The following is a 26825-nucleotide window of genomic DNA, read 5'->3' as shown; positions in this document are numbered from 1 at the left end:
AATTGAAGGGCATTTCTAAAAAAGATAAATTTCCTTATTAGAATGATAAGGCCAAATGAAAGGATAATAGTGATTTGTGGTGAATGATATTGAATAAACAACTAGTTTATTAGGTTTTATCAATTTCCAGTGATAGAGGGTGTATCTTTTGGAACAAAAAATAGCGATTATTTCAGATATTCATGGCAATAATTTGGCATTAAAGGCTGTACTACAAGATATTACAAGTCGAGGATTGATAAGATAGTAAACTTAGGAGATAGTTTATTTGGTCCTTTAGACCCTTTGGGTACTTATAAACAATTAATTAAGCATAAAATGGTGCATATCATGGGGAATTGCGATCGTATATTACTTGAACCAGTAAACAATTCTCCCCAAACCACCCTATATCAAATTAAACAAGTGTTGACGGAAGAACATCTCAATTGGATAAAACAACTTCCTTCTTCGGTAGTTATTGATGATATTCTCTTATGCCATGGTACACCTGATTCTGATGAAGCTTATCTCTTAGAAGAGATGACGGAAGCGGGAGGAACCTTAAAGAGTCCGCTAGAAATCATGAAAAGTCTTCAACACGTAGAACAAAGCGTGATATTGTGTGGACATAGTCATATTCCTAGGATTGTCTATTTACCTAATGGTAAGTTGATCGTTAACCCAGGAAGTGTAGGCCTTCCAGCATATAAAGATGATTTACCCATCCCTCATAAAATGGAATCAGGATCACCATATGCAAATTATACTATTATGAAAAAAGAATCAAATCAATGGTTAATTGAGCAAATTAATGTGCCATATGATTGGGAAGGAGCATCTAAAGTGGCGATCCAAAATAATCGGATAGACTGGGCTAAAAATCTCTAATAAGTGGAAGAGCTTAAAATCCTTGAGCACAATGCATTGGATGCTACATTAATTATTTCAACAAATATTGGTTAAATTGCTCTGTTTACCTTGAAAAAATCTAGTTAATTGAATATTAAGGAGGATATAATGTCACGTATTATTAAAATACCCTATGGAAAACATTCGTCTCAATTTGGAGTGTTAAGAATCCCTGATAGCAAAGAACCATCCCGAATCATTGTCCTTATTCATGGGGGATTTTGGCAGTCGAAATATGATCTTGAAGAAAATAACCCTATTGCAGAAGACTTAACAAGTAGAGGATATGCCACATGGAATATTGAGTATCGAAGAGTAGGGGAAGAGGGTGGAGGTTGGACAGGTACTTTTAATGATGTCATTGACGCTATTAATTATTTGTCTAAGTTAAATAAAGCATACAATCTAGACTTAGCAAAAATAGATATTATCGGACATTCTGCTGGAGGTCATTTAGCACTTTGGGCTGTTTCTAGGACAAGTCCAGTTCATTCAGAACTAAATTTTAACAAATTAAATGTACCTATTAAGAAAGTGTTAAGCTTGGCTGGAGTAACAGACTTAAACAACATGTGGGAATATCATGAAGAAAGAGGGATGAAAAGTGTTGTCGCTGCGCTAATGGGTGGTTCACCAAAAGAGGTTGGTGAACGATATAAAGTCGCTTCTCCAATTGAGTTATTACCAATGAGCACACATCATGTTTTGGTTCATGGCGAGCTTGATCAACATGTACCAGTAGAATTAAGTAAAGACTATTATTTAAAAGCAATAGAAAAAGGATGTTATGTAAACTTAGTTGTTCTTCCGAATGTAGAACATTTCAAAATTATTGATCCTAGCTCAATAGCATGGGAGTCAGTAATTGATATAGTGTTAGATAAAGAGAAACCTTCATAAAGGCCGAATTTGGAACAAACAAAGCTGAAAATTATGTTAAAATAAGGAAGTGGTTGTAACGATTATTTCTAATTTAATAAGCAGGAGATGCTTATAAGGTTTGGTGGTAATCAACTAAGGAGTGACTTATTATGAAAAAACTCTTGACATTATTTGTAGGAATGCTTTTTGTTTTTGCACTAACAGGCTGCTTTGGAGAGGATTTTGATGTTGGTGTTCCTACTGCACTTTTACATTTAGAAAAGGGTTTGCAAAATCAACATATACAATTAACAGAAGCTAATATTAGTTGGAGTTCATCGAGTGGAGAAATAAAGGAAACAGTAGATAATATCGAAGAATTTGGATTATCACAAGATGTGATTAGTGTTTCTCCAAACCAAAAAGCTTCTTTGGAATTTCAAGAGAACGAAGATAATGGTGGAGATATTTGGATAGATCCTACGATAACAGTTGTACTTTGGAAAGACGGAGAAAAAATCGATTTGGAATTGAAAGATAATAGAGAATTTCAATTTCCAACAAACGAAGGGGATTATGTATTAGAAGTTGAATTTGTTAATTCAGTTTCTGTTAACAGAGCTCAATATGTTGCGAAAATTGTGATCAAAGAAACAAATGAGCAAACGAAAATAACCGATGGAAAACTTCCAGAATTCACACTTATGGAAGTACCTGAAATTAAAAAAATTAAATCACTCGAATCAGATGGTGAGATATTTGATTATGGGTATGCTGAAGTATGTTGGAATAATTGTAGTGAACATAACATATATAACTATCCTGACATTCACTCTGGGGACGTTGAAATAGGTGATGAGATACAGATTGATTGGTATGAAATGAAACCACAGCCTACTGAGATAAACTTACTTCAAATTAATACAGACAATTATGAAGTAATAAAAAAGAAAAATATAAACGTTACAAATATACCCTTAGACATTGAAGTTGATGAGAAGAAAATTGGTACACAGTATGCTTTAGAGTTTTTATGGAAAGAAGGAAATGAAATTTTAGGCAGGAGTATGTTGAACTTTAGGCTAGAGTAATTTGTTGAGTATTTGAATTAGTCTGTAGTTTAAAACTTGATAAGAGATAGATAATATGTATTTTAGTTTTTAGAGCATATTGTTTATTTTACGCATTAAAAAAACTGCTATTTACTAGCAGTAATTGATAACGCATTTAAAAGAAGAGAAATGTCTTGGTTAATGCATTCTTGTACTTGGTCATCATTACAGCTTTTTAGTTCACTCTGTAAACGTCCAAGTTCTCTAATAAATAGTAAGTTTTCAACCTTACTAAGCATAGTGTATTCGCTCCTTTACATAGGAAAAAAACACTATGTTACATAACACTACCATTATTATCAATAATTCACAATGAGTCAACTCTCTACGCAGACTTTAAAACAGTGTTTTATGAATAAACAATGTTTTACATTATGTTAGGGGGAAGGTTGTAAAGTTTAGTTCAGAAGGTGAAGCAATTATATTTGATTTAGATGATACTTTACAAAATTTTAAATCAAGCAAAGATCACGTTAAATAGTGACCTTTGCTTGATTTAAAGGTTATTATGTTGACTCTTCTTCAACTTTTCTCTCTTTTGAAAGAAACCATCCTAGAACGGCAATTAGTAATAAAACAGACCAAAATGTTATTTTCCATCCAGCAGATTTAGCAAATCCTTTTGGTAAATACGCTAAATCCGGATGTGATAAAGTATAAACAGCTAGTTTAACGCCAACCCAACCTACAATAAGAAAGGCAGCTGTTTCAAGGCCAGGCTTTCTATGAAGAATACCGACAAAGAAATTAGCAGCAAACCTCATAATAACCAGTCCGATGATTCCGCCAGCTAAAATGACTAAAAATTGTCCACCATCCAAACCTCCAATTTGAGGTAATGGAGTTTCTGGTAATGCAACGGCAAAAGCTACTGCCGCTAGAATAGCGTCTACTGCAAATGCTAAATCTGCTAGTTCTACCTTTAGTACGGTCATCCAAAAACCAGAGCCTTGTTTTTCATCGCCTATTTTCTTATTTTCTCCTTTTCTTAGCACAAATTTCTTGAAAATGTGGTTAAGAGAGATGAACAATAAATATAAGGCACCAATTGCTTGAACCTGCCATACATCGACTAAAAAGGAAATAATGAATAGGGAACCAAATCTAAAAACAAATGCACCAGCTAATCCATAAAACAATGCTTTCTTTCTCTTATCTTCAGGTAAATGCTTAACCATTATGGCAATGACTAATGCATTATCAGCTGCCAAAATTCCTTCTAAACCAATTAAGACGATTAAAACCCAAAGATATTCTAATATGAGAGCTGTATCCATTAATATTCTCCTTTAATAACTATGCTAATGATACTTTGGCTAATAGGAGGTTTTTATATTCGACTTTAGATGAATTTTTAGAAAAAGTTAGGATTTTGGACAACACTTACAAAGTGGAACATGAGGTAAGTATATGATGATAAGAAGATTATTGTATGTGCTTTTTATATTCATTTTAGGTGCTTGTAGTCAACAAGAAGTAGAAGAGAAGTTGTCTAAGACAAACTACATTACTTTAGAAGATGTAGAAACTGTCATAACAGAACAAGGTTTTGAATTGGAAAATACAGAGTTATCAAGTGAGGATTTCTTTATGCAAGAATTAAACGAGATGACACCTGAAGTATATATTTTAGAAGGTCATACATTATCAGTTTATGTTTTTCCTTCAGAGGGTGAAAGAGAAAAGGGAGTCCAAAGGTTTGAAGAAATAACTGCAGCAGCAGAATTAGTAGAACACAAAGTATATGAAATAAGGAACATAGTGGTCTTTTATGTAAGTAATGATGAAAAGGTACAAAATGGATTGCTTGAAGCATTAAGAAACTTAGGTGTTTCAACATAATTTATGAACAATGATGTCCTTTCTGAAAAATTTTATGGTTCTATTTTGTGGGAATCTCTGCTAAATTAGTGGTTAATATTTACAAAAATAAGTTCACTTCATAATAACTTAAGCTATAATGTTATCTTAAAGGGGGTGCTTACATTATGGAGAATCACATAAGATTGTCTGGTACTTCTTCCACTCATGCAAAGCCTATAATTGGAAAGGCGATACTTTGCATGGGGCGAATGATTTAAAAATCGCTGAATAAGCTTTTCTAATATATTGGCTTTGCACCTTATTTTTCGAAAATATAAATAAGGAGCGAGCTAAAGTGAAATATATGAATGCAAATAAAGTTTTACCTGAAAAGCTAATTATGGAAATCCAGAAATATGTCCAAGGAGAAACCATTTATATTCCTAAGCCTGAAACGAAATATCAGAAATGGGGAATGTCAAGTGGTGGACGACAGTTGCTTGATCTGCGAAATAAAGCTATCAGAAATTCTTTTAATGCTGGCAGTAGCATTCAACAACTTTCGGAGGAATATTATCTTTCAGTTGAATCAATTAAAAAAATTGTGTATTCACATAAAAAGTAAAAAAATCACTGGTGAATTATTTTCATCAGTGATTTCTTATGTAAAAAACAATTCTAAATCATTTTCTACCTTTTATAAGCTACATGAACTTCTTAAAATATTTCTTAAGGATAAAAGCAAAATGATAGGAGTGTCATGTGATGACTGAAAAATTTATAAAAAATGAACACTTAAATTTTATTAAAAAGCAGGTGCTTTTAATTAAAGATAGCTCCAAAAAGAATTTGCCTTCTTCGGTATTCACTTCTTTAAAGGACTTAAGTAATGCCAAAATTTTGGATCTAATTCCTAATGTTTCATTAGATCAACAAAAAATATTGGATTTATCCCAACTAAAATCTGACGAGGAATACCAACAGTATATTCAACATCTTACCGAGTTTTTGTTACCATTTCCTGAAATCACCGAGCAGCAACTGAAAAAAATGTTTCCAAAGAGTAAGAAGTTAAAGTTGCCTGATTTATCAAAAGTTGACCTTACTCAGTTAACCTATTTAAGTTGGAACGATTTAAGATCGAATAGAAAGTATATTATATATGAGCTCGACGGAGAATTGGTGGGTATCGAATGTAAAGTCTCTTCGAACCCTAAAACAAACATTTGTTCCTTGTGTAAATGTGCTGGAGAGGTTTCCTATTTTTCTGCTGTAACAAAAGCAAAAAAGTCTAACAATCCGGATTATTTTAGGTCTATTGGCAATCTTATTTGTAAAGACAGTAGTGAATGCAATAAAAAAATAACGAACACTCATTATCTGGAAAATATTATAAGAGAAACACTAGGAATGTGAAAGAAACCTTCTAATGTCACACACCATAGTAATAGAAATGACCAATCAAAGTGCGTTTGAATAACGTGCTTTTTTCATATTTACTTATACCAGATAGATAATGGTAAAATAAGTAAGTGCTTGATTTTAAAAGTTGACAGATTATTAAATTTTAATAAAATATCGAGGTTTTTAACATTTACAGGGTTGGAGGCTTAGAACTAGGTTTCCTTTAACAAATGCAAGGATATATCGCTATGCGGGATTAAAGTGTTTTTATGCTTATTTGTTTTCTATTTCTACTTAGCTTTTGTAGGAAGGGAGCAATCATTCTATGAAAAAGAGATATAGTATATGGTCTGCACTATTGGGTGTTATTTGCATCATAACTTTATTTGCTTCTTACGCAATCGCCCCAGATCAGCCAAGAGGTATAATGATTATTTTATTAAGAGGTTTGTTTTTTACTTCAATTCTTTCGGGCATCCTAAGTCTAATTCTTACTTATCTAAGTTTTCAAAACAAAGAAGAGGGATTCTTAAAAAAGTTAGCACCTATAATAATATTATCTATTTTATTAATGTTTGCTCTTTCGATTATCGGTATCATAGTTAGTATAGGCGATCTATTTTAAAAAGAATACACGACTTTTTCTGTTTTAGGATGGTTCTCAGGTAAACGATATATAGCCAGGAAATGGCTATATATCGTTAAAACTTAATATGATAAGCGGGTGAACTTATGAGTGATGCCAAAATATTAATTGTAGAAGATGAACAAAAAATTAGTAGAGTATTGCAGCTTGAATTGGAATATGAACAATATGAAACGGAGATTGCTAACAATGGTAAAGATGCACTTCGCCTGATGCAGGAAAAAGAATGGGATCTTGTTTTATTGGATATTATGATTCCTGAATTAAGTGGCCTTGAAGTGCTTCGTAGGATAAGGAAAATGGATGAAAGCACCCCCATACTTTTATTAACAGCTAGAGATGAGGTACATGATAAAGTAAGCGGACTCGACTTAGGTGCAAATGATTATATTACAAAGCCATTTCAAATTGAGGAACTTTTAGCACGAATTCGAGTGCATCTCAGAACACCCCAAATGCCAAATAATGAGAAAGAGAACAAACTTTCTATTGGAGAGCTACAAGTTGATTTAGACGGACGAGAAGTCAAAAGAGGAGAAAACGTTATTGAGTTAACAAGAAGGGAATTTGATTTACTTGTCTGCTTATTAAGAAATAAGAATATTGTCATGTCAAGGGAACAACTTGTTGAAAAAGTATGGGGATTTGAGTATTTTGGAGAAACAAATGTAGTTGATGTATATATTCGCTATTTAAGGAAAAAAATCGATAAAGGTTATAACACAGCATATATTATAACGGTTCGTGGTGTAGGATATACAATAAAGGATCTATATTCATGAAACTGAAAACGAAAATCTTACTTTCTTCAAGCTTATTTATGCTTGGGATTATATTGGTTGTGAACCTGTCAATCTACTATTTCTTTTATAAAGTGAGCACAAACACTGAACTGAACGAGCTAAAGCTGGTGATAAACGATATAACTCAGGCATTAAACGAAAATCCAAATGTGGATTCAAGTGAATTGTTAGAGGCATATCTTCCTGCAAACGGGATGATTCGGATTATTCTTGATAGTGAAGTACGAATGCTTGAGCAAACAAGATCTAAGGATTATACAACACTGCCTTGGGAATTCAAGCAGTTGGAATCACATGAATTGATTTCAAAGGAAGAAGCACCTGATATTGCAGTTGTTGAAAAGCCAATCATTTGGAGAACAGGAGAACATGCTGGTGAGATTGTAACCATTCAGGTTTCAAATCATCTTGTCTCATTACATGAAACATTAAGGATCTTATTTTATGTCCTAACCATCCTATCATTTATTGTATTAATTCCTATTTTTATTGGCAGTTCAATATTAAGCAGATTCTTGCTGCGACCTATACAAAACCTGATTAAAACGATGAAAGATAATATGAATTATGGGAAGTGGCAAAAAATTGATATAGAGTATCGTTCACACGATGAACTACATGAAATGGAACTAACCTTTAATCAGATGATTGATTATTTAAAAACAAGCTATGAAAAACAGGAAATGTTCGTCTCTGATGCATCACATGAATTAAAAACCCCCATTCAAATCATTAAGAGTTATGCACAGTTAGTAGAGCGTAGAGGAAATGCCAATCCTGAATTAGTTAAAGAATCAGTTCTTGCCATTGATTCTGAAGCCGACCGTATGAAGAAACTAGTCGAGCAAATGCTGTTACTGGCAAAAAATAAACAGCTGCAGCCAAGATTATCAGTTAATATCGTAAATGTAATGGATGATATCATAAACGTTATTGATAGCATAACAGAAAGAGAAATTTCCATTGAAAAAAGTAATGATTTTATACTAGTCAAAGCGGATCAAGATCAGCTAAAGCAATTGTTATACATATTAATGGATAATGCTTTAAAGTACAGTGAAAAAACCATTCATGTACGCATCTTTAAGAAAGCTACACAAGCCGTTGTAGAGGTTCAAGATTATGGAAAAGGAATCTCACAAAGAGATCAAGAACGTATTTTCGATCGTTTTTATCGAGTTGATAAAGCTCGAAACAGGGATACTGGTGGTACAGGATTGGGCCTTAGCATTGCAAAATCCATTGCAGAGGCTCATGATGGAAAACTATCTGTGAAAAGTGAACTTAATAAAGGCTCAACATTTATAGTGAGCATACCTGTTTTAATTGAAGATTGAATGAATAATATTTATCATTTTCTCATCAAATTCTAATCTTTATCAAATCCTCCTTTCATAAAGCATGTTTATACTAAGGGTGAGAAATCAACAGGAGGTAGTAAAAAAATGAAGAAAAAAATAATTGCAGCTTTTGGGGCTTTGTCTGTAGCAGGTGTAATTGGATTCGTGACTTTTCAATCAGGGGTTGTAAATGCAGAACCAAAACTGTCCAAAGAAGATATTCGTAATCAAGTGACTTCCCAATATCCAGGTACAATTAATGAATTAGAATTTGAAAGAGAAGGTAAAGTTAACATTTATGAGGTTGAAGTAGCTTTAGAAGGCAAGGAGTATGATCTAAAGATTCATGCAGACACAGGTGAAGTACTAAATCTTGAAGAAAAGGCTGTTTCCCAAAAGGTAGTAGAAGAAAATAAAAATGTCGCAACTGACCAGAAAATGGAAGAAACCACTGTAAGCAATAGTAACGATGATCAGGGTAAAAAAACTGCAGAAGATGTTGATTCCAATAAGAGTGTAACTCCCAATCAAACTGTCATAAGCAGTGCAGAAGCGAAAAAGATTGCTTTAAATAATTTTGAGGGAACCATCATAGAATTGGAATTAGATAATGAAGACAGTCACCATATCTATGAAATAGAAGTTGTAAACACAAATAGAAAAGCAAATATTGAGATAGATGCATATACCGGTAAGGTAATTGTTATGGAAATTGAAACAGATGATCATGATGATGATTAATTTTATTAATGCTGCTAGATCTGAATCAGGCAGCATTAAAAACAAAAATGAACCTATTTAAATAGGTTCATTTTTGTTTTTAGAAGTAGATTAATTTTATATAAACATCATTTAATAAAGATTTTTCTTCCCATCTTTTTTTATCTGATACATAGCTGTATCTGCCTTTTTGAGGAGTATATCAAAATCTGTTCCGTCATCTGGAAAGATGCTAATCCCCATACTTCCAGTGACCTTTACTGTATTTCCTCCGATTAAAAATGGTTGCTGAAACAACTTTATGATCTGTTCTTCTATTTTTTTGATCTTAAAATTGTGGTGGGCAATTTCTAACACTATAATAAATTCATCTCCGCCGTAACGGGAAACAAAATCATTATCCTCAACACAAGCCTCTAATTTGGTTGCGATCATTTTTAATAACTGATCTCCACTATCATGACCGAGGCTATCATTTATATCCTTAAAATTATCTAAGTCCATAAAGATCATAGCAAATCTTTTATTACCGGTTGAATCCATTAATTCTGTTAATTTTTTATGCAAATATCTTCTATTAGGTAAATTAGTTAGATCATCATAATGGGCTTGTGTATAAACGACCTTTTCAAGCTCTTTTCTTTCCGTAATATCGTGTGCGATGGTTGATAAAAACTCAACAGTCCCATTTTCTGATTTATGGGCGACAATCATTTGTGAAACGGGTATTTTTGTTCCATCTTGTTTACTAATTAAGGCTTCACCTTTCCAATGACCCTTTTCAATTGCGATGGGGATACCCTCTGTTTTGGGTAAGTCAGTCAGCCACCAGTCTGTTACGGAATGACTATGATGATCTTCTTCACAAATTCCAAGCATGTTACGTGCTGCTGGATTATAGTACAAACTTTTACCATTCACATCAAAAGTGGCAATGAAGTCGAGAACTCGCTTCTATAATTTCTAATAGCTGCTGTTGTTTGCGTTCATTTTGTTTTCTTAACGTAATATCTCGATCCATTCCTCTATAGCCAATACAATTTCCGTTATCATCAATAATAGGAGAACCGCTTGTTTCCAATACAACTTCATGTCCATCACGATGTAGATTAATATTTTCTAAGCTAGAAATGGGAAGCTTATTTGCAACATGATATTCAAATATCGGTGCAATCCTATTTGCTTCCTCTGGTTCCATCAAGTCAAAAGGCGTTTTACCAATTACTTCAGAAGGTAAATAACCTAAAATATCATATATTTTTGGACTTGCATATGTATATATACCATATTGATCAACTTCCCAAATCCAATCACTAACCTGTTCTACTAAAATACGAAATCTCTCTTCATCAGAACGAGGTTTTACTATATTTTGTGTGGAATCTACCATAGTGTTACCATCCTTAAAATAAACTTATTTCAATATTATATAACAATCTTAGAAAAAATTATGAAATTTTTGACTAATGTAAAACAAAAAAGCCAACAATGTTGGCTTATTTAATCACATAAATTAAATCGCTTGTTCTTGCTAGTGATATTGCGTTAGTTTTCCTGCTTTGAATTTCACAAAGTCCGTTTCCGTGGTCGAAAAAAATGAAATGAATTTCACTATTAAAGATTACTTTGGTACCTAATTCCATATGTACCTTCCCATTTTTTGACTTATCCCTTATGTTAACATGCTGTAGGTTTAGAGTAAACAATTCGCTATGAAAATTATAATATTTACAATTTATGTACAAATCAAATATCGGAAATGTGAACATTGTATCTCAAATATTTTACATTATGTAGTTGTAATTTCACTAAATTTGAAAAATAAACGGAAAAATTCCGTTTAAATTGCGAAATACCAACATTCCCAACAAAATAAGGGGGATTTTTCCGCTAAAATGAACATTATCTTTAGATTTAGTTATATATATAGAAGTTAATCGGAATATATCCGCTTATATCGGCTTTTTAAGCACCTACTATATACCTTAACCGGAAATTCTCCGCTATACCTCTAAGATATAATCAACAATCGGAATCTGTGCAGTAATTTGTTCTTGATCATTATCAATTTCTGAGTCATCTTGAATTGGTATCTAAGATGTGCGTTGCGAGGTTATAACATCACAATTATCTATAAAAGTGCTTTTGTATAAAACGTGCTTTTTTCGTATTTACTTATGCTTGATAAAGAATGGTGAATTTAGTAAGAATGAGAAAAGAATACGAATAGCAAAACTTAACAATACTAAAACCTATGAAACGTATAATCTTACTCTTACTATTTGTAACTATATTCTTAAATCAAAAAGAAACACATGCGAGTGAAATATTAAAGGTAAAGTTAAAAAATTACATAGGAGATAAAGAAGAGCTCACCATACAGGTCAAAGGTAGATATACAACAATGAATGGAATTGAAGTTATTAGTGAGGAAGTTGAACACATTTTAACCATCAAAAAAGGTTCCATTTTACTGACTAATCAAAACGAAAAAATGTCGTTTGATGATTCCTTCGTTTTGATACCAGATGTATATGATGAAGAGCATGTGATCACAGTGAATAACAAAAAGTACCTTGGTGCGATGGAATTTATGATAGAAGATGGTAAATACATCAGACCTATCAATCAAATTCCTATAGAGGATTATTTAAAAGGTGTTGTTCCATTTGAGGTGTATCCTTCGTGGAAACTAGAAACCTTAAAGGCGCAGGCACTTGCTGCTAGAACCTACACTATGACACATATGGACAAGGACATGGATGATACCATTCAATATCAAGTTTATGGTGGGTATGAATGGTTTGAACAAGCTTCAAAAGCGGTTGAAGAAACAAAAGGTGAAATTATTACATTTGATAATAAGTTCCATCAATGCTTATTATTCTGCTAGTAACGGTGGAGTAACTGAAAACAATAAAAATGTATGGGGTGAAACAGCAAGAGTATACTTTCCAATAAAGAAAGACCCTTACGATCCTATTCAACCATGGACACTCACTTTACATAAGGAGCAGCTATTTTTAAAAAATATAGACGCTTCTACGTTGAATTGGTGGGACAAGTTAGTGGAAAAAGATCCTTCTATAACAGAATCCATGAAAAACAGGCTAAAAAAACAAGGTTATGAAGGGGATATAAAAATCTTATCCATTTCGAATCTAGATATATCACCAGATCAAAATGAGTCAAATCGTGCAAAAAAAGGCTCAATCAAAATAGAATTCTTAAGACGTTTGATAGAAGGAACAATTCTGTATGAAGTGGTAGAGCTCAACGAAACCGCCATAGATAAAATAAGACCTCTTATTGGAGGGTCCTCCTTTAAAAGCTACCTTATTGATTCATTCGAAGAACACGATCGATACTATGTTATAAGAGGTAGAGGTTTTGGTCATGGTGTAGGAATGAGTCAATGGGGCGCAAGTATAATGGGCGATAAGGGATACACATATAGAGACATTATTGATCACTATTATCCTGGAACAACGATTAAAAAAATAGATGATATACAAAAGGACGAGGAGAAAAAAGGGGAGACGAGCAAGAGTAATGAAGGCAATAATGGAAGCTGATTTGTTATAAACATAATCAAAGCCAAACTTCTCGGTATGATTATCGAGAAATTTGGCTTTTTTAGATTGTAAAGTATTCACTTCCTATTTTGGCTTCGTGAAAATTTTCCCGTTATTTAATTCACACCAATCTTCTAATTCGTCATATGATTTCTTATTTCCGTATTTCACTAAAAAATCTTCTTTATTTTCGAATACTTCCATTAAATCATTTTCTAATAATGTGATCATTCGGACAGGATTAAGATGGAAAACCTTAGAGACAGCTATTAATTCACCTATATGAACAGTGTGAGCGATATCTTTCATTATTTCATCTCCTTTTACAGTTAGAGATTTTTCATATTTTTTACACGTACTGTCGTTTCAATATTGAAGTAGAGCGCTACCATTTAAAGTATTAGTGGCAGAGTTGGATAAAATTTCAAAAGAACTTTGTGTTTATAGAATGAAAATATTGTTCCACACTGGTATTATTTTCAGTTTTTATCATACTATGTGTTTCTTCACTAACTCGAGTTTTGTATTTCAAAAATCAAAGTAATCACGAATTAACAATTTAGTATCGGGCATAATGAAAATAAAAAGGAATTATGATGATCTTACTATTTCTTTCAATTATCATCTTTAATTTAGTTGCCTTAAAATTTCACAAAATACCAGTCAAGAGCCGAATTGTAAGTATATGGACTTTTACAATTGCATTTCAGGTTTTATTTGACTTAATCATTGAATTTAAATTTCAAGGGTATTGGTATTTTGATAAAGGAATTGAAGTGTTAGGATTCCTTGCTCATACTGTTTTAATTCCTCCAGTTAATGTTCTACTACTGAGCTTTTACCCATATAACAAGAATCTTTTTAAGCAAGCCTTTTATATTATCGGTTGTACAGTGGGGATGATAATTTACGAATCAATAAGTATACTTCCTGAACCTTGGGGGTTTTTCCATCTAGGTTGGTGGAACGTTTGGTATGATTTGTTAGTAAATAAATTCTTATCTTAATTTTGGTAGGCTATTATAAGTGGATTTGTAAGTTAGAAACGGTTTAGGAAAATGAAACGAAGTATTGTAAACCTAATGAAACCCTTCCTAAATTATAAGAGAGTAGTTTTATCCATTACTATGGTTCGGCCTTCTAAAAGAGCACTATTCTATAAGAACAGTGCTCTTTAATGTAACAATGAATGTGATTTTTTGGTAAAATTAGATTACTTAAGATGAATCAAGAGAGGAATTGAAGAGTTAAAAGAGTTATTGATAGGAAGTAAAGTGAATGAATAACTACTGCTTATATAGATTCGGTGTTAAATAAGGGGCTTTAGGATGGGAGGACAATTATTTGAAGAGACAAATGTACGTTTTCTTTGGAACAGCCTTACTGGCTATGCTTCTTTTAGTGGGGTGTAATGATGAGAGGTCAGGAAAGAAAACTGAAGATGCAAATACACAGACAATTGAAGCTGTATTAAATAAGAACCTTACTGGTCCGGACGATGAATTAATACGAATATTTAATGATATGAGCGAAGATAGCATAGAAGCTCAAATTAAATATGAAGAAAACCTATACAAAGAATATTTTGCAGATGATGCTGCCTTTCAAGAATTTGTTTCTTATTACGGAACAACATTATTGATAGGACCGATTAAAAATAATTACAAATTAAAGGTGAAAAACATTGAATTTGAAAAAACAGAATCTAAAGAGATTATTTATAACTTCAAAGTAGAAGTAGAATACAAAAAAGAAGGGAGTGACAAATCAGAAATTGGCACCTTAGATGGGCAAGCTAACTTAAATGAAGAGCATAAAATAGAAATAATAAAAATTTGAGTTAATGAGTTTTGGAGCACATTTGATAAATAATTATAATGAACATTCGATTTGGTTAGAAGTAGTAATATTTACCAGGTTTATGAGCTTAAAATAGTACCTAATGAACTTCAATCAATTTTAAATGAAAATATATAACAAATTCAGCAGCGCCTTTCTTCAAAAAGATAGGTGCTCTTTTATATGGACAGATCAAGAATATTAGAAACAAAATTTAAGCAATAAAGAAGAAAAAAGAATGAAATTTCCAAGATTTAGGCACCCTAACATTATCATCTAAGGGGAGGATTGTTTATGCGAGAAAAAGCAACCATCACATCATCTGAATTAGGAACGTTGTGGCTTACATATCAAGAAAAGACTATGATTTTGCGAATGTTAGAATATTTTATAGAAAAAGCAGATGACGAAAAAGCAAAAGATATTATGACTAATTTGCATGCTGAGCTTGAAGTCTATGTTGGTAAAATAGTTAAAATATATGAAGAGGAAGGTGCTGTCATACCAATTGGTTATACAGCACAAGATGTAAATAAAGATGTTCCAAAGCTCTATGATAATGGTTTTGACATTATGTTCGTGCGCCTTTTAAAAGAAATAAGCATGGGATTACACTCATTAAATTTAACAATGACTTTTAGAGAAGATATCAATAGGCTGTTTGAAGGGCTTACTGCTCTTACTCAAAACTATTTTAGGATCTGTACTCAGTATTTGCTTGAAAAGGGGTTACTTGTTAGATCTCCATATGTTTCAATGCCAAAATCAGTTGAGTTTGTAAAAGATAATAGTTATTTAGGTGGAATTGCTCTTAATCCATTGAGCAAAAAAAGACCATTGAATACAGTAGAAATTTCTCACGTACATAAAGCTATTGAATCAAATCTTACAGGCTTACAATTGATTTTGGGATTTGCACAAAGTGCAGATGATCGAGAGGTTAGGCAATTTTTTAATGAAGGGGCAGAACTTGCTAAAGGTATTATAAAAGAATTGAGCGAAGTCTTTATTCAAACAAACCTTCCAATTCCTCAAAGTCCAGGTGGAAATGCTACCCGTTCAACAGTAAAACCCATTTTCGGATAAGCTCATGATGTATTGCACAAGTCTATTTTGTAGTTTTTCTATGGGAAGCAATTCTCTTGGAACTGCTTTTAGCTTACGAAATGATTTGTCTGCTAAAAATGCAATATTTATAAAAGATATTTTCGAATATGCTCACAGTGGTGCAAAAATCATGATCAAAAATGGTTGGATGGAAGAGCCACCTCAAATGGAGGATCGGAAACAAAAGATGAATTGAGTGATATTGGGTGAGCAATTATAAAAAACCTAAAAAACATGAGGCTTTATTATGGAGCGTTGCATTACCAGGGTTTGGTCAGTTCTTAAATAGAAGATACTATAAGGGAAGTATATTTATTCTTTTGGAATTTATTGTAAATGCATTCGCTAACTTTAACTTAGCAATTATCTATTCATTTACAGGAGAAATACAGAAAGCCATTGATGTTACAAATTTTCAATGGCTTATGTTCTATCCTTGTTTATATATGTTTGCCATGTGGGATGCATATAGAGAAGCGGAAGGTGAAACAAATTCATATTCGTATCTTCCCTTTGTATTTGGTGCTTTTTTTGTAACAATTGGTTTAATTTATTCCACAAAACTAAAAATAATGGGAGTCCTATTTGGGCCCGTGATTCTCCCGATTCTTTTTTTAGTTCCAGGTCTATCAGTCGGGTTTATCATATATTATATTCTTTTAAAACTTAGAGGAAAGAAGAAATGAACTACGATTTGTTATCTTTATCCTTACACGTCAAGGCTCATTAACATTCAATTTGAAAAGGGGTGATACCTGAAAACGTATCATCCTTTACTAATTACCAAGGACTTTTATCATGAGTTGTAGGCTTCATATACTTTCCTAAAACAGTTGAAATCGAAATGTGTATTTGACTTTTCTTCCACACATCCTTCATAAAAATAAAAGTTTCAATAGCTAATAATAAAATAAGAATATATAAACCAACACTAATAATAGATTTTTTAAGAACATAGAAAATTATATGGTGATTAGCCAACTCAAGGTTTATTGTAAAAACATATAAAGTTCCGAATGTAAAGTTACGTGCCCATTGAGAAACATGATAGCTACCAATGGCTCTTTGCAAAGAATACTTAGAAAGCCGAGCGAATATTCGTCTAATTTCAATTCCTTCAACAAGTAAAAACATTGTCATTGCAAGTAACCATAAATAAAAAATAATATCATGGTTAATCGTTCCTGATTTTATTGCAGCAATACCAGTAATTGAAATGGCACCATGGATGATACAATTTGTATTAAACCAATGATCAGATAGGTTCCATGTATGAAAGATATATCTTTTAAAAATGAAAGAAAAGTTAATAATATATAGTAGGATTCCAATATAGATTAGCATTTTAGTAATCATATAAAAATAGTGATTATTAAATAGGTGGCCATAAACAATAACTAATGACTGTGTACTTACAGTAGATAAAAATAGGACTCCATGAACCTTTTCATAATACTTCGACTTTAAAATCACATAATAGCACTGAATACAAACAAATATATAAAATAACCAAAGCACACCATTTAAAAGTGAGATGATCATAAATATAACTTTATATTCAGGAAATTGTTTGAAAAATAATAAGCACAATATAGATGTTCCTGCAACCCATGTACCTATAGCAAAGCTTTGAACAGGATGTGTGATATAACGCCTACGAAATGTACCTTTAAAAACGGTTTTTATAAAAGAAATAAAAAGGAAAAGCCAAGTAATAAGTAGTGCAATATCGACTGTATACATTGGAATTTGACTAAAGTTTGTGAAGCGACTTGTCACTCCAATACAGAATATACCTGTTGCCATTATTAGGGCACCATTAGCTGGATCAATACGTTTTTTTTGAAAAATAGGTAAGAATATTAATATAAGTGTAAAAAAAACGGGGAAAAAAATTCTTTGCAACAAAATCACCTTCTCGGATTGTTTAACTTGGTTTAAATCATTAAAGTAATATGGATGATATTTCTTTAGGAAACGAAGTAATTATATCATAATATTCTAGATTTTTAATAAAAAAAACACTCAAATTTGAATATTCAAATCTGAGTGTTTATTGCCGTTTTTTATGATATTAAGTAGGTTAATCTTCCTTTTTCCTAATATCAACAAAATCCAGTTTGTATGATATTTCTTTAAGTACAACATTTCGTTCTCTTTGAGCCTTAATAAGACTAATGGCAAACCAAATTGTAAAACCAATCACTCCTAAATATATAATTCCTATAAATAATATTGGCAATAACGCTAGAGCTTTCCATTCGTATTAACCTCCAATCGCATATGTGTTTCCCTTAAAGAGCAGGGAAACTATTTATAATTATGCGTTTACCTTTAATTTAATGAATATTATATTAAAGGATATTATTAATATAAAATAGAAAAAATTAATATTTCTAGGAAAGTGATGGAGTAAACTTCAGAAATGAAATTGTAACTAATTTTTAATCCATTAAAATAACATGAACTCTCAACCTTTAAAATTACCATATTTTTGTTAAGTAAATTTTCTTCTGAAGATATTCGATTTCTAATGTATCATCCGTAACCGAAAGAACCTTAATTTCAATTTTATCCGGATGGTTTACAGGCTTCCAGGACAAATCTTCAGCATCATCCACATTAAATGTAATGACCTTCTCTTTTTCGTCATACCCCCAGCTGCCATAATAAAAGATGCCTTCTTCGCCCTTAATCTCTCCAAAATTGGCTAAACCTGTTTCAGAGAAAAGGACTGAAGTATACTTATCTCCAACTGTATATTCCCATGAACCAGTCACCGGACTGTTTTTCAATGTTGGATCAGCTTGTGTTGGTACTTCTGATTGGATTTGCCGCTCCTCTAATATGTTAAATTCCCTAATGATTTTCGTATGCGCCAAATAGTCAATTTTCACTTTATCTCCTATAGAAAATGTCTCACTATGAGTTAAAGCATAGCTCTGATTATCTATTTCAACTAAAGTGTATGGAAGTGATTTTCGGCCTGAAACCTCATCATAATGTGATATGTATCCGGTAACAGTTTCCGTCTTTCCGAAGAGATAGGCAGGGAAGTCGAGCAAAAAGGTTCCTCCGATTGAAAAAGCAACTATCGGAACTCCTAAAAAGATACAAACCATCAACACCCATGCGAAAACGTTGAAGAGCTTTTCTTTCACTATGGTTTTCCATTTTGGGTATCCCGAAAGTTTCCGCAGACTTTTTACTTTCTCGTTATGTTTTTTCTCTTGATAAATATCCATTTTCTTTTTATAGGTAGGATCTGTCCTTAACCGGAATTGTTTATATATACTGTTCCAGACAATTTTCCAGAAAAATATCGTAAGGATTCCAATAGTGCAAACAGAAAATGTTAGAAAATAGAACAAATAATAAGAAAAAAATGATGTCAATAACCATAATGCAATTAATGCAAAAAGTATGTATAACATAAAACTCTTCCTTTCTGTCTTTATTATAAAAGAAAAATCGGATTATGGATGATTTTTATAGAAGTTACCAAATAAATATGCCTATATTTATGAATTCAATATGGTCTTTAATTTAATCTAGAATAAATGAATGATATGAATTAGGGAATAAAGGTCAGATTTAGTTCAGAACAGTTAGTGGATTATGGTCTATTTATCCGTAATAATCGTATCTTATTAAAGAATAAAACGAATATGAGGTGGGTTGATGAAAGCGATTGTGTATAGTAGGTACGGTCCCCCAGATGTTCTTGAAGTGAAACAGGTAAAAAAACCTATTCCAAAAGATAATGAAATTTTAGTGAAAGTAAAAGCCACAACTGTAACGGTTGCAGATATTCGGTCACGGAGTTTTACTGTTCCACCTGCTTTTTGGCTACCTGCACGGATAACGCTTGGTTTGAGACAACCTAAAAAAGAGATATTAGGAATGGAGTTAGCAGGAGAAGTTGAATCGATCGGAAAGAATGTTAAAAAATTCAAGAAAGGAGATCAAGTTTTTGCAGCGACCTTGACTGATTTTGGTGCTTATGCAGAATACAAATGTTTGGAGGAAGATGGACCTGTAGCTATAAAGCCGTCCAATATATCCTTTGGAGAAGCTGCTGCTATTCCTATTGGAGCTCGTACAGCATTGTATTTTCTTAGGAAAGCAGGTTTAAAGAGTGGTCATGAGGTCTTAGTCTATGGTGCTTCAGGTAGTGTAGGAAGCTATGCAGTTCAGATTGCGAAATATCTCGGAGCAAACGTTACAGGGGTATGCAGTACCAGTAATTTGGAGTTAGTAAAATCTTTGGGAGCTGATAAAGTCATTGATTATACAGCAGAGGATTTTGCTAATATAGACGAAACATATGATGTCATCTTTGAAGCTGTAAACAAGAGTTCTTTTTCAGTGTGTATTAAATTGTTAAAGAAAAACGGAACCTACATAAATGTCACGGATCCTCTTCCGAATGCTCAAATGCTATGGACTAAAATGACTACCAACAAGAAACTATTACTGAGCCGTAATTCACCGGAATCTTCAGAAGCGTTAAACTTCCTTAAGGAACTTGTAGAGAAGGGGAAATTAAAAGTACTTGTTGACAGAGTTTATTCGTTGGATGAGATTGTGGAAGCTCATAGATATGTAGAGAAAGGTCACAAAAAAGGAAATGTGGTTATAAATGTAGAAGATAATAACTAAGATTTACCAAAATTTATGAAGACCTATAATAAGGGGGCTTCATAAAACTCATACTCATAAAGTTTTTTTATCTCCATAGTGAAGTGGGTGAATTTATCTAGGTTAATAGTATGGTGTCTTTTATATTTAGTTATAATTAACTATATTATTTCCAATTAATTTATTTATAATACAAATGTATGCAGAATGCATAATTATGACAGGGTATTAATTATTCACTATATAAGATGAACTAATTGCATGAGGGAGAGATTACTTTTTGGAATTCATAAACATTTTACCTTTAATTTTAATAGGTTCTATTTATTTTATCCCAAGTTTCATAGCCAGTAAGAAAAACAAGTATAACAAAACACTCATTTATTTTATAAATATCTTCTTAGGCTGGAGTTTGTTCGGTTGGCTAGCTGCTTTATACTTAGCACTAAAAAAAGATCAACGTGATCATTTTTCAGAACATAATAAAAGTCTTCGTATGTAAAAGGAGTTATTTAATTATAGCAGGAAGCCTTTCAAAAGGTTTTTGACTCTGGATACGAGTATGATATGAATTGTTTATTCATTCCTCGTGTCAATTTGAGTTCAGTATCTATAACTCTAAAATATATTTATTTAAGTGGGTTATAGTCTTTATAAAGTTTAAGGGAGGGGTTACATTGTTAAACAATAAAGAAGGAATGCTAGAAAAAAATGAACCGGAGGAACATAAAATCGAAATAAAAAGAGTGGAGGGTGAGCCAACTGCTGCTTTCAAGGGGGCTTTGGTCAGCATTATTAATTGGTGTAACGGCTTATCTGATTGGTCTATTCAATGCAACAATGCAATTAAATGAAAAAGGGTATTACTTTGCCATTTTAGTATTTGGATTATATGCAGCAATATCCTTGCAAAAGGCAGTAAGAGATAAAGATGAAGGGATACCTGTTACTGGCATTTATTATGGTATTAGTTGGTTAGCATTGGTTATTGCAATATCGTTAATCGCAATTGGACTATACAATGCTACTAGTATCACACTTAGTGAAAAGGGTTTTTATGCTATGGCCTTTGCACTTTCTTTGTTTGCTGCCATTACAGTTCAAAAAAATATTAGAGATACACAACGAGCAAGAGAGAGGGAATAATTGTTCTTACATGATTGAAACACTATGAGAGTAGGAGTGTTGTAGTTGAGGATCCTTGTTACTGGTTCAACAGGTCATCTTGGTTCTGCTTTACTTAATCAATTAAAAGGTTCTGATTATGAAGTTAAAATAACTTCTAGAAATAAGCCTAAAGGAAATGAGCATTTCGAGTGGATTTATAGCGATTTATTTTCAGGTGAAGGCTTAGAAGAAGCAGTAAAAGATGTTGATGTTATTATTCACTCAGCTACAAGTCCTAATAAACATTCAAAAGTTGTTGAGGTTTCAGGTTTTAATGAGTTATTAAGAAGAGCAAAACACATAAAGCACTTTATTTATCCTTCAATTGTTGGGATAGATAAAATACCATTTAACTATTATAAACATAAACTTGAAGCGGAAATTTTGCTGGAAAATAGTTCGATCCCACATACGGTTGTACGTGCAACTCAGTTTCACCATTTTATCGATAATTTATTTCTATCAAGACCCGTTCTTAAAAGATATATTGTTCCAGGTAACTTTAAATGTCAAAGCGTGGATGTAAATGAATTTGCGAATCATCTAATAGGTATAGTGGATAAAGGTCCTCAAGGTAAAATACAGGATTTTGGTGGTCCTGATATTGTAACAATAAGAGAAATGGCTGAGTTAAAAATCAAAATCAATAACGAGAATAATAAAGTGTTAAGCATATCTTTACCAGGAAAACTTTTTAAGGCTTTTTCTGATGGAGGTAATACCAATTCTACTCGAAAAAAGGGCAGAGTAACATTCGAGGACTATCTTAGAAGTAAGATTACTTGAGATTGGTAAGTGAAGAAAATGGAGGTGTCTGTAGATCTATACTAATAACAGATACCCCACCTATAATTTAGTAAAAGAATTGAATAGAGATTAATTTTAATTGTTTGTTGAATCGACGTATTTTTTAAAATTATTTAAAATCGCTTGCCATCCTTGCTGTTGTAACTCAATGGAATTACTAGTTTCTGCATCAAAAGTTTCAATTATTTCAGTTTCTCCTGCTCTGTCGTTAAAAGAAATTCTTACTTTTCTGCCATCCTCCATTGTGTAAGCTATTACCTCATGTAATTTTATTTCATCATAAACTCCACCAAAATCAAAGCCAAAGCTACCATCTTTTGCTTCCATTCTTGACGTGAATTTCCCACCCTCTCTTAAATCGTTCTCAGCAAAAGGAGAATGCCAATCATCTGAAGCAAAGTTCCATTTTGTAATATGCGTTGGTTCTGTCCAATATTCCCACACCTTTTCAACTGGTGCTTGAATGGTTGTTTCTACTGTGATTTCCTGTTGTATTGTCATTTTATCTACCTCCTTTTAAAATGTTAATGCAAGTGTTTGTATTCAAAACCTCATTTATATTATAAGTTATTTTGAAAAGAAATTGTATTCTGAAAATTCCTTCTTAGTAGATTTAAAGATAAAAAGGTTATTCTATAACAAAAAGACAGCAGGGGATTTCGACTTATTGCCGGTTGTTTCTGCTGTCTTATTATTGTTTTTCTAGTGACTTTTTTTAAATATAGAATCGAATGCTTTTGTTTTTTTCTTTCATTGCTTCACTTATTTCTTCCCAAGCTCTTTGAAATGGATAATATGGAAAAGCACATTTTATTTTTTTGTTTAAGGTGATATGAATTACTTTTTCTCCATTTATTTTTCCAAACTCACACTTCTCGATATCATGAATGGATATCTTATATCGATTCCATCCGAAAATGGTAAGAATTAAATGATCTTCTTTTAGTATTAACCTTTGACTTTTAATTGCCCAGTATAAAATATAACAAATTACAAGATAGATTAAACTAGTCTTTGTGAAAAAATAGAAGTTGCCTTGCGTTAATTCACCTCTTAAATAAAAGGTCATAATTCCTACCGAAAATGTAAAGATATAAATCCACAACATAAATTTCATAATTCCTTCTGTACTTGCTTTATAGTAGCTTTTTTGATTTGTTTTCATATTTATATTTTTTCCTTATTGCTATAAAGATATACGTTATTACTTGTAGAGTGTAACTATCTCCTTTAATTAAACTTATAGAAACTTTTCGAAAATGTGTTTATTCAGGAAGGGAATAAGTAGAGATCAATATATTCCTTACAAAACTATTCAGTTGATAGGCTCTTTTGTATTATTCTATTGATTACCTTAGATACATCACTAATATCATCATAACTTTTTGTACAATCGGTTTCCAAATTAGTCATTTCAAAACGGTTTGATTTTTCATTAAATTTAATAAGGTGATGTTGAATTCGATGTGTAATTTCACAATCTTTATATTTTCTGAGTGTTTCTAACATAGTTATGATTTGCTGATCATTCACTAGTGTTCCCCTCACTTTCTTAATGTCTGAAGGAAATAGTAAAAATTACTTATTAAATAATACGGTAACATTGGAGGTTTTTTTGGGGAGTTTTAGAAATTTTTGGATAGAAATTGTAAAAGCCTAAAGAATGTTTTTAATTTATCAAGTGAGATTCTATGATTATAAATATGCAATGGAGAAGCTTTATATAAATTTCTCAAAAACACAAACTATTTTTAGGTGGGCTTCGTCTAAGAAGTAAGTAGGGGGGACAGATGTGCAGGAAATAACAGTAGAAAGTATTCAAAATGAGAATGTAGACGATGTGATTGATGAGATGATGAAAAGATACGGTCAGGAAATATTACAACTCGTCTATTCCTATGTAAATAATAAAGCAGTAGCTGAGGACCTAACACAGGAGATCTTTATTAAATGTTATAAGGCTTATCCTACATTTAATAAAAAATCAAAGCTAAGAACTTGGATATGGAGAATTGCCATTAATCATTGTAAAGATTACCTGAAAAGTTGGTACAACAAAAACGTAATTGTTGCAGAAGAGAAATCAATAGAAGCTTCGAGCAATAGAGAAACAGTTGAGCAAACACTGATACAAAAAGACGAAGATCATAGACTCGTATCTGCAGTGATGAACCTGCCAATTAAATATCGAGAAGTGATTTATCTTTATTATTATGAAGAGTTATTGATTAAAGAAATTGCTTTATTAATAGAAAAAAAGGAAAGCACGGTAAAAACACGTCTCAAAAGAGCCAAGGAACTATTAAAAGATAGTTTGGAGGAATAAAAATGGAAGATCGTTTAAAAGGGCTTCGAAAGTCAATGGAGAAAACGGCGTTTAAACAGTTGGATTTTACAGAAAAACATCAAGATCATGTTCGAATTAAAATGAAGAAACTAAAAAGTAGTGATGACGAAGTGTTCTTAGCTGTCATGCAGCTTCTTGTTCATGAAAAAACGGGATATGACCTACTAAAGCACATACGAGGAAGAGGTATCCTTAAATTTGAGGACAATGAAGGATTTATTTATACTCTGCTGCATCGTTTAGAACAGAATAATTGTTTATTATCAAGATGGGATGACTCAGAAGGAAAACATTATCAACTTAATAATAAGGGCAGAAAACTATTACAAAAGGCTGAAAAAAACAGTGAAAAAAAACATGTTGTGTTAAGAGAATTATTAGAGGGGTGAGGGAATTTGAAAAATAAAAAACAGATCTTCCTTAGTGAAATCACCGCTCATATTAAATCAAAGGAAGCAAGAGAATATGTTACAAAAGAGCTGGATTTTCATTTAACACAAGGAAAGAAAGGATGGATGGAAAAGGGAATAGATGAAGCAGAAGCTGAAGAAAAGGCCATTGAACAGATGGGAAGTCCGATCGAACTTGGTAGACAATTTAATAAAATTCATCGACCGAGGGTAGATTGGTTGAGTATTATTCTGCTCGTAACTACTTTATGTTTAGGTTTTTTACCATTATTTCCTCTAGGCTATATGGACGAAGGACATTTTATTACATATAAGATCGTTTTTACATTTCTCGGAAGTTTAATAGCTATCGCACTTATGCTTGTTAATTATAAAAAGTTTATTAAGCTAGGATGGTTTTTTTACACATTAGGGATATTGCTGCTTTTATTGATTTGTTTTTTCTCAAACTCTTTAATTGGAGGGCTTTCCTGTTTTAAGAATTGGGCCTATAACACTAGAAAGTTTGATGGCAGTACCATTTTTTTTCTTTGCCTGAGGCTTCATTTTTTCATAATAGCAAGTTAAAGGTGTGGCATTTTTTCTTATTATTCTTTATTTCCACCTATTTATTTCTTATTGCAAATAGTATTGCTACAACCTACATATACATGGTCATGGTCATCTCTATGCTAGGATGGAGTAAATTTAATCGGAAAACAATCTACATTATTTGGGGAAGTATGATTATATTTTTATTTATACTAGCAGGATTAGCATGGAGATATATGCCTTTATATTTAAAAGACAGGATATTGGGATTCTTAAACCCTGAAAAATATGAAACTGGTGCTGGTTATCCTTATTTATATTCAAAAGAGTTCATTTATAATGCGGGATGGTTTGGAAACTCAACCGGAAGTGAGTTTATTCCAGAGGCTCATACAAATTTTGTTTTTGTCACGTTTACTTATTATTACGGCTGGATTTTTGCCATGATTCTTGTTTTCATTCTCTCACTATTCGTTGCAAGGATTGTCGTTGTTTTTCATCAAATAAATGATTCATATGGCAAACTTCTTCTTGTAGGGGCGGTAACACTTTATGCAGTCCAGTTGTTTAGTAATATCGGTATGGTATTTGGTATATTCCCTATGACCTCAATGTCCTTGCCGTTTATTAGCTACGGATTAATGCCAACTCTGTTTAATGCTATCTTAATAGGAATCGTATTAAGTGTATATCGCCGTAAAAGTATGGTCACCAGTAGGTAGAGTAGAAGATTTATCAACGAGGATTTTGACTTGATGATCTGCATTTTAAAAAATGAGATGTAACGAGCTGTATGGTTTGGTGTAAAATGGAGGAAAGAA

Annotated in this window: 29 protein-coding genes and 4 pseudogenes; 23 read left to right on the top strand and 10 right to left on the bottom strand. The window is 32.2% G+C overall.

What is annotated here, in order from left to right; translation table 11 throughout:
• Positions 1–148: 148 nt before the first annotated feature.
• From MVE64_RS00995 to MVE64_RS00985, 3 genes and pseudogenes are all read left to right on the top strand, one after another.
• A pseudogene (locus MVE64_RS00995) lies at positions 149–870 on the top strand (metallophosphoesterase family protein).
• Positions 871–999: 129 nt separating this feature from the next.
• Entirely contained in the window at positions 1000–1791 is a 792-nt protein-coding gene (locus MVE64_RS00990; RefSeq protein WP_247342885.1) for an alpha/beta hydrolase family protein, read from the top strand.
• Between the two features lie 131 nt (positions 1792–1922).
• A complete protein-coding gene (locus tag MVE64_RS00985; protein ID WP_247342884.1) occupies positions 1923–2843 on the top strand; it encodes a hypothetical protein in 921 nt (306 codons plus the stop codon).
• A gap of 107 nt (positions 2844–2950) precedes the next feature.
• Here the strand turns inward: MVE64_RS00985 and MVE64_RS00980 are convergent, their stop codons facing one another.
• Together MVE64_RS00980 and MVE64_RS00975 are read right to left on the bottom strand one after the other, a co-directional pair.
• Positions 2951–3103 (bottom strand): hypothetical protein, encoded by a 153-nt coding sequence (locus tag MVE64_RS00980; protein WP_247342882.1) that lies wholly within the window; start codon positions 3101–3103, stop codon positions 2951–2953.
• A 267-nt stretch (positions 3104–3370) separates the two neighbouring features.
• Complete coding sequence (locus MVE64_RS00975) at positions 3371–4141, bottom strand: TerC family protein (RefSeq protein WP_247342880.1); 771 nt, start codon at positions 4139–4141, stop codon at positions 3371–3373.
• Between the two features lie 133 nt (positions 4142–4274).
• On the opposite strand from MVE64_RS00975, the gene MVE64_RS00970 reads away from it, so the two are divergent.
• The 7 genes from MVE64_RS00970 (at position 4275) to MVE64_RS00940 (ending at position 9601) form a co-directional block, all read left to right on the top strand.
• Entirely contained in the window at positions 4275–4706 is a 432-nt protein-coding gene (locus MVE64_RS00970) for a hypothetical protein (protein ID WP_247342878.1), read from the top strand.
• 316 nt (positions 4707–5022) lie between these two features.
• A complete protein-coding gene (locus MVE64_RS00965; RefSeq protein WP_247342877.1) occupies positions 5023–5292 on the top strand; it encodes a CD3324 family protein in 270 nt (89 codons plus the stop codon).
• 140 nt (positions 5293–5432) lie between these two features.
• On the top strand, positions 5433–6083 hold the full coding sequence (locus tag MVE64_RS00960; protein ID WP_247342875.1) for a FusB/FusC family EF-G-binding protein: 651 nt from the start codon (positions 5433–5435) through the stop codon (positions 6081–6083).
• A 313-nt stretch (positions 6084–6396) separates the two neighbouring features.
• A complete protein-coding gene (locus tag MVE64_RS00955; RefSeq protein WP_247342873.1) occupies positions 6397–6696 on the top strand; it encodes a hypothetical protein in 300 nt (99 codons plus the stop codon).
• A gap of 107 nt (positions 6697–6803) precedes the next feature.
• Positions 6804–7499 (top strand): response regulator transcription factor, encoded by a 696-nt coding sequence (locus tag MVE64_RS00950; RefSeq protein WP_247342871.1) that lies wholly within the window; start codon positions 6804–6806, stop codon positions 7497–7499.
• Complete coding sequence (locus tag MVE64_RS00945; RefSeq protein WP_247342869.1) at positions 7496–8857, top strand: sensor histidine kinase; 1362 nt, start codon at positions 7496–7498, stop codon at positions 8855–8857. Before MVE64_RS00950 ends, MVE64_RS00945 begins: the two co-directional genes overlap by 4 nt.
• A 108-nt stretch (positions 8858–8965) precedes the next feature.
• Positions 8966–9601, top strand: a complete 636-nt coding sequence (locus tag MVE64_RS00940) for a PepSY domain-containing protein (protein WP_247342867.1) — start codon at positions 8966–8968, stop codon at positions 9599–9601.
• Between the two features lie 111 nt (positions 9602–9712).
• On the opposite strand, the gene MVE64_RS00935 is transcribed toward MVE64_RS00940, so the two are convergent.
• Both MVE64_RS00935 and MVE64_RS00930 read right to left on the bottom strand, forming a co-directional pair.
• Positions 9713–10501, bottom strand: a complete 789-nt coding sequence (locus MVE64_RS00935; RefSeq protein ID WP_281730442.1) for a sensor domain-containing diguanylate cyclase — start codon at positions 10499–10501, stop codon at positions 9713–9715.
• Between the two features lies 1 nt (position 10502).
• Positions 10503–10970 (bottom strand): PAS domain-containing protein, encoded by a 468-nt coding sequence (locus MVE64_RS00930; protein WP_247342863.1) that lies wholly within the window; start codon positions 10968–10970, stop codon positions 10503–10505.
• A gap of 864 nt (positions 10971–11834) precedes the next feature.
• Between MVE64_RS00930 and MVE64_RS00925 the strand changes: the two genes are divergently transcribed.
• Both MVE64_RS00925 and MVE64_RS00920 read left to right on the top strand, forming a co-directional pair.
• A complete protein-coding gene (locus MVE64_RS00925) occupies positions 11835–12473 on the top strand; it encodes a SpoIID/LytB domain-containing protein (RefSeq protein WP_247342862.1) in 639 nt (212 codons plus the stop codon).
• On the top strand, positions 12421–13155 hold the full coding sequence (locus MVE64_RS00920; RefSeq protein WP_247342860.1) for a SpoIID/LytB domain-containing protein: 735 nt from the start codon (positions 12421–12423) through the stop codon (positions 13153–13155). The genes MVE64_RS00925 and MVE64_RS00920 overlap by 53 nt, the downstream gene beginning before the upstream one ends.
• A gap of 84 nt (positions 13156–13239) precedes the next feature.
• On the opposite strand, the gene MVE64_RS00915 is transcribed toward MVE64_RS00920, so the two are convergent.
• The gene (locus MVE64_RS00915) at positions 13240–13464 is read right to left on the bottom strand and encodes a hypothetical protein (protein WP_247342858.1); all 225 of its coding nucleotides are present in this window, start codon (positions 13462–13464) and stop codon (positions 13240–13242) included.
• A 287-nt stretch (positions 13465–13751) separates the two neighbouring features.
• On the opposite strand from MVE64_RS00915, the gene MVE64_RS00910 reads away from it, so the two are divergent.
• From MVE64_RS00910 to MVE64_RS00895, 4 genes and pseudogenes are all read left to right on the top strand, one after another.
• Complete coding sequence (locus tag MVE64_RS00910) at positions 13752–14162, top strand: hypothetical protein (protein ID WP_247342856.1); 411 nt, start codon at positions 13752–13754, stop codon at positions 14160–14162.
• A 337-nt stretch (positions 14163–14499) separates the two neighbouring features.
• Positions 14500–14994 (top strand): hypothetical protein, encoded by a 495-nt coding sequence (locus tag MVE64_RS00905; RefSeq protein ID WP_247342854.1) that lies wholly within the window; start codon positions 14500–14502, stop codon positions 14992–14994.
• Positions 14995–15288: 294 nt separating this feature from the next.
• Positions 15289–16297 (top strand): annotated as a pseudogene (locus tag MVE64_RS00900) (DUF3231 family protein).
• A 10-nt stretch (positions 16298–16307) separates the two neighbouring features.
• Positions 16308–16787 carry a hypothetical protein gene (locus MVE64_RS00895; protein WP_247342852.1) on the top strand — a complete coding sequence of 160 codons (480 nt, stop codon included), beginning with the start codon at positions 16308–16310 and terminating at the stop codon, positions 16785–16787.
• Between the two features lie 94 nt (positions 16788–16881).
• Here MVE64_RS00895 and MVE64_RS00890 read toward each other — a convergent pair whose 3' ends face one another.
• Together MVE64_RS00890 and MVE64_RS00885 are read right to left on the bottom strand one after the other, a co-directional pair.
• Positions 16882–18015 carry an SLAC1 family transporter gene (locus MVE64_RS00890; protein WP_281730441.1) on the bottom strand — a complete coding sequence of 378 codons (1134 nt, stop codon included), beginning with the start codon at positions 18013–18015 and terminating at the stop codon, positions 16882–16884.
• A 569-nt stretch (positions 18016–18584) separates the two neighbouring features.
• Positions 18585–19535, bottom strand: a complete 951-nt coding sequence (locus MVE64_RS00885; RefSeq protein ID WP_247342848.1) for a hypothetical protein — start codon at positions 19533–19535, stop codon at positions 18585–18587.
• A gap of 247 nt (positions 19536–19782) precedes the next feature.
• Between MVE64_RS00885 and MVE64_RS00880 the strand changes: the two genes are divergently transcribed.
• The 4 genes and pseudogenes from MVE64_RS00880 (at position 19783) to MVE64_RS00865 (ending at position 22695) form a co-directional block, all read left to right on the top strand.
• Positions 19783–20763, top strand: a complete 981-nt coding sequence (locus tag MVE64_RS00880) for an NAD(P)-dependent alcohol dehydrogenase (RefSeq protein WP_247342847.1) — start codon at positions 19783–19785, stop codon at positions 20761–20763.
• 259 nt (positions 20764–21022) lie between these two features.
• The gene (locus tag MVE64_RS00875) at positions 21023–21244 is read left to right on the top strand and encodes a superinfection immunity protein (protein ID WP_247342845.1); all 222 of its coding nucleotides are present in this window, start codon (positions 21023–21025) and stop codon (positions 21242–21244) included.
• A 196-nt stretch (positions 21245–21440) separates the two neighbouring features.
• Positions 21441–21888 (top strand): annotated as a pseudogene (gene yiaA, locus MVE64_RS00870) (inner membrane protein YiaA).
• A gap of 45 nt (positions 21889–21933) precedes the next feature.
• On the top strand, positions 21934–22695 hold the full coding sequence (locus MVE64_RS00865; RefSeq protein WP_247342842.1) for an SDR family oxidoreductase: 762 nt from the start codon (positions 21934–21936) through the stop codon (positions 22693–22695).
• Between the two features lie 96 nt (positions 22696–22791).
• Here MVE64_RS00865 and MVE64_RS00860 read toward each other — a convergent pair whose 3' ends face one another.
• The 3 genes from MVE64_RS00860 to MVE64_RS00850 form a co-directional block, all read right to left on the bottom strand.
• Entirely contained in the window at positions 22792–23217 is a 426-nt protein-coding gene (locus MVE64_RS00860; RefSeq protein WP_247342840.1) for an SRPBCC family protein, read from the bottom strand.
• Positions 23218–23431: 214 nt separating this feature from the next.
• Positions 23432–23881 carry a hypothetical protein gene (locus MVE64_RS00855; protein ID WP_247342838.1) on the bottom strand — a complete coding sequence of 150 codons (450 nt, stop codon included), beginning with the start codon at positions 23879–23881 and terminating at the stop codon, positions 23432–23434.
• A gap of 146 nt (positions 23882–24027) precedes the next feature.
• Positions 24028–24249, bottom strand: a complete 222-nt coding sequence (locus MVE64_RS00850; RefSeq protein ID WP_247342835.1) for a hypothetical protein — start codon at positions 24247–24249, stop codon at positions 24028–24030.
• 259 nt (positions 24250–24508) lie between these two features.
• On the opposite strand from MVE64_RS00850, the gene MVE64_RS00845 reads away from it, so the two are divergent.
• The 3 genes and pseudogenes from MVE64_RS00845 (at position 24509) to MVE64_RS00835 (ending at position 26726) form a co-directional block, all read left to right on the top strand.
• Complete coding sequence (locus tag MVE64_RS00845; RefSeq protein ID WP_247342833.1) at positions 24509–25042, top strand: sigma-70 family RNA polymerase sigma factor; 534 nt, start codon at positions 24509–24511, stop codon at positions 25040–25042.
• Between the two features lie 2 nt (positions 25043–25044).
• Positions 25045–25452: a PadR family transcriptional regulator gene (locus MVE64_RS00840; protein ID WP_247342830.1), complete on the top strand. Its 408-nt coding sequence runs from the start codon at positions 25045–25047 to the stop codon at positions 25450–25452.
• A 6-nt stretch (positions 25453–25458) separates the two neighbouring features.
• Positions 25459–26726 (top strand): annotated as a pseudogene (locus MVE64_RS00835) (FtsW/RodA/SpoVE family cell cycle protein).
• Positions 26727–26825: the final 99 nt, after the last annotated feature.

This window comes from Metabacillus endolithicus, from assembly GCF_023078335.1.
In the GTDB taxonomy this organism is placed as follows: Bacteria; Bacillota; Bacilli; order Bacillales; family Bacillaceae; genus Metabacillus; species Metabacillus endolithicus.
This window is presented reverse-complemented; position numbering and strand designations above follow the sequence as displayed.

What these genes read in the sequence shown, in the direction of transcription:
- MVE64_RS00990 (WP_247342885.1), top strand. Translation starts at nt 1,000, where the DNA reads ATGTCACGTATTATTAAAATACCCTATGGAAAACATTCGTCTCAATTT.
- MVE64_RS00985 (WP_247342884.1), top strand. Translation starts at nt 1,923, where the DNA reads ATGAAAAAACTCTTGACATTATTTGTAGGAATGCTTTTTGTTTTTGCA.
- MVE64_RS00980 (WP_247342882.1), bottom strand. Translation starts at nt 3,103, where the DNA reads ATGCTTAGTAAGGTTGAAAACTTACTATTTATTAGAGAACTTGGACGT.
- MVE64_RS00975 (WP_247342880.1), bottom strand. Translation starts at nt 4,141, where the DNA reads ATGGATACAGCTCTCATATTAGAATATCTTTGGGTTTTAATCGTCTTA.
- MVE64_RS00970 (WP_247342878.1), top strand. Translation starts at nt 4,275, where the DNA reads ATGATGATAAGAAGATTATTGTATGTGCTTTTTATATTCATTTTAGGT.
- MVE64_RS00960 (WP_247342875.1), top strand. Translation starts at nt 5,433, where the DNA reads ATGACTGAAAAATTTATAAAAAATGAACACTTAAATTTTATTAAAAAG.
- MVE64_RS00955 (WP_247342873.1), top strand. Translation starts at nt 6,397, where the DNA reads ATGAAAAAGAGATATAGTATATGGTCTGCACTATTGGGTGTTATTTGC.
- MVE64_RS00950 (WP_247342871.1), top strand. Translation starts at nt 6,804, where the DNA reads ATGAGTGATGCCAAAATATTAATTGTAGAAGATGAACAAAAAATTAGT.
- MVE64_RS00945 (WP_247342869.1), top strand. Translation starts at nt 7,496, where the DNA reads ATGAAACTGAAAACGAAAATCTTACTTTCTTCAAGCTTATTTATGCTT.
- MVE64_RS00940 (WP_247342867.1), top strand. Translation starts at nt 8,966, where the DNA reads ATGAAGAAAAAAATAATTGCAGCTTTTGGGGCTTTGTCTGTAGCAGGT.
- MVE64_RS00930 (WP_247342863.1), bottom strand. Translation starts at nt 10,970, where the DNA reads ATGGTAGATTCCACACAAAATATAGTAAAACCTCGTTCTGATGAAGAG.
- MVE64_RS00925 (WP_247342862.1), top strand. Translation starts at nt 11,835, where the DNA reads ATGAAACGTATAATCTTACTCTTACTATTTGTAACTATATTCTTAAAT.
- MVE64_RS00915 (WP_247342858.1), bottom strand. Translation starts at nt 13,464, where the DNA reads ATGAAAGATATCGCTCACACTGTTCATATAGGTGAATTAATAGCTGTC.
- MVE64_RS00910 (WP_247342856.1), top strand. Translation starts at nt 13,752, where the DNA reads ATGATCTTACTATTTCTTTCAATTATCATCTTTAATTTAGTTGCCTTA.
- MVE64_RS00885 (WP_247342848.1), bottom strand. Translation starts at nt 19,535, where the DNA reads ATGTTATACATACTTTTTGCATTAATTGCATTATGGTTATTGACATCA.
- MVE64_RS00880 (WP_247342847.1), top strand. Translation starts at nt 19,783, where the DNA reads ATGAAAGCGATTGTGTATAGTAGGTACGGTCCCCCAGATGTTCTTGAA.
- MVE64_RS00860 (WP_247342840.1), bottom strand. Translation starts at nt 23,217, where the DNA reads ATGACAATACAACAGGAAATCACAGTAGAAACAACCATTCAAGCACCA.
- MVE64_RS00855 (WP_247342838.1), bottom strand. Translation starts at nt 23,881, where the DNA reads ATGAAAACAAATCAAAAAAGCTACTATAAAGCAAGTACAGAAGGAATT.
- MVE64_RS00840 (WP_247342830.1), top strand. Translation starts at nt 25,045, where the DNA reads ATGGAAGATCGTTTAAAAGGGCTTCGAAAGTCAATGGAGAAAACGGCG.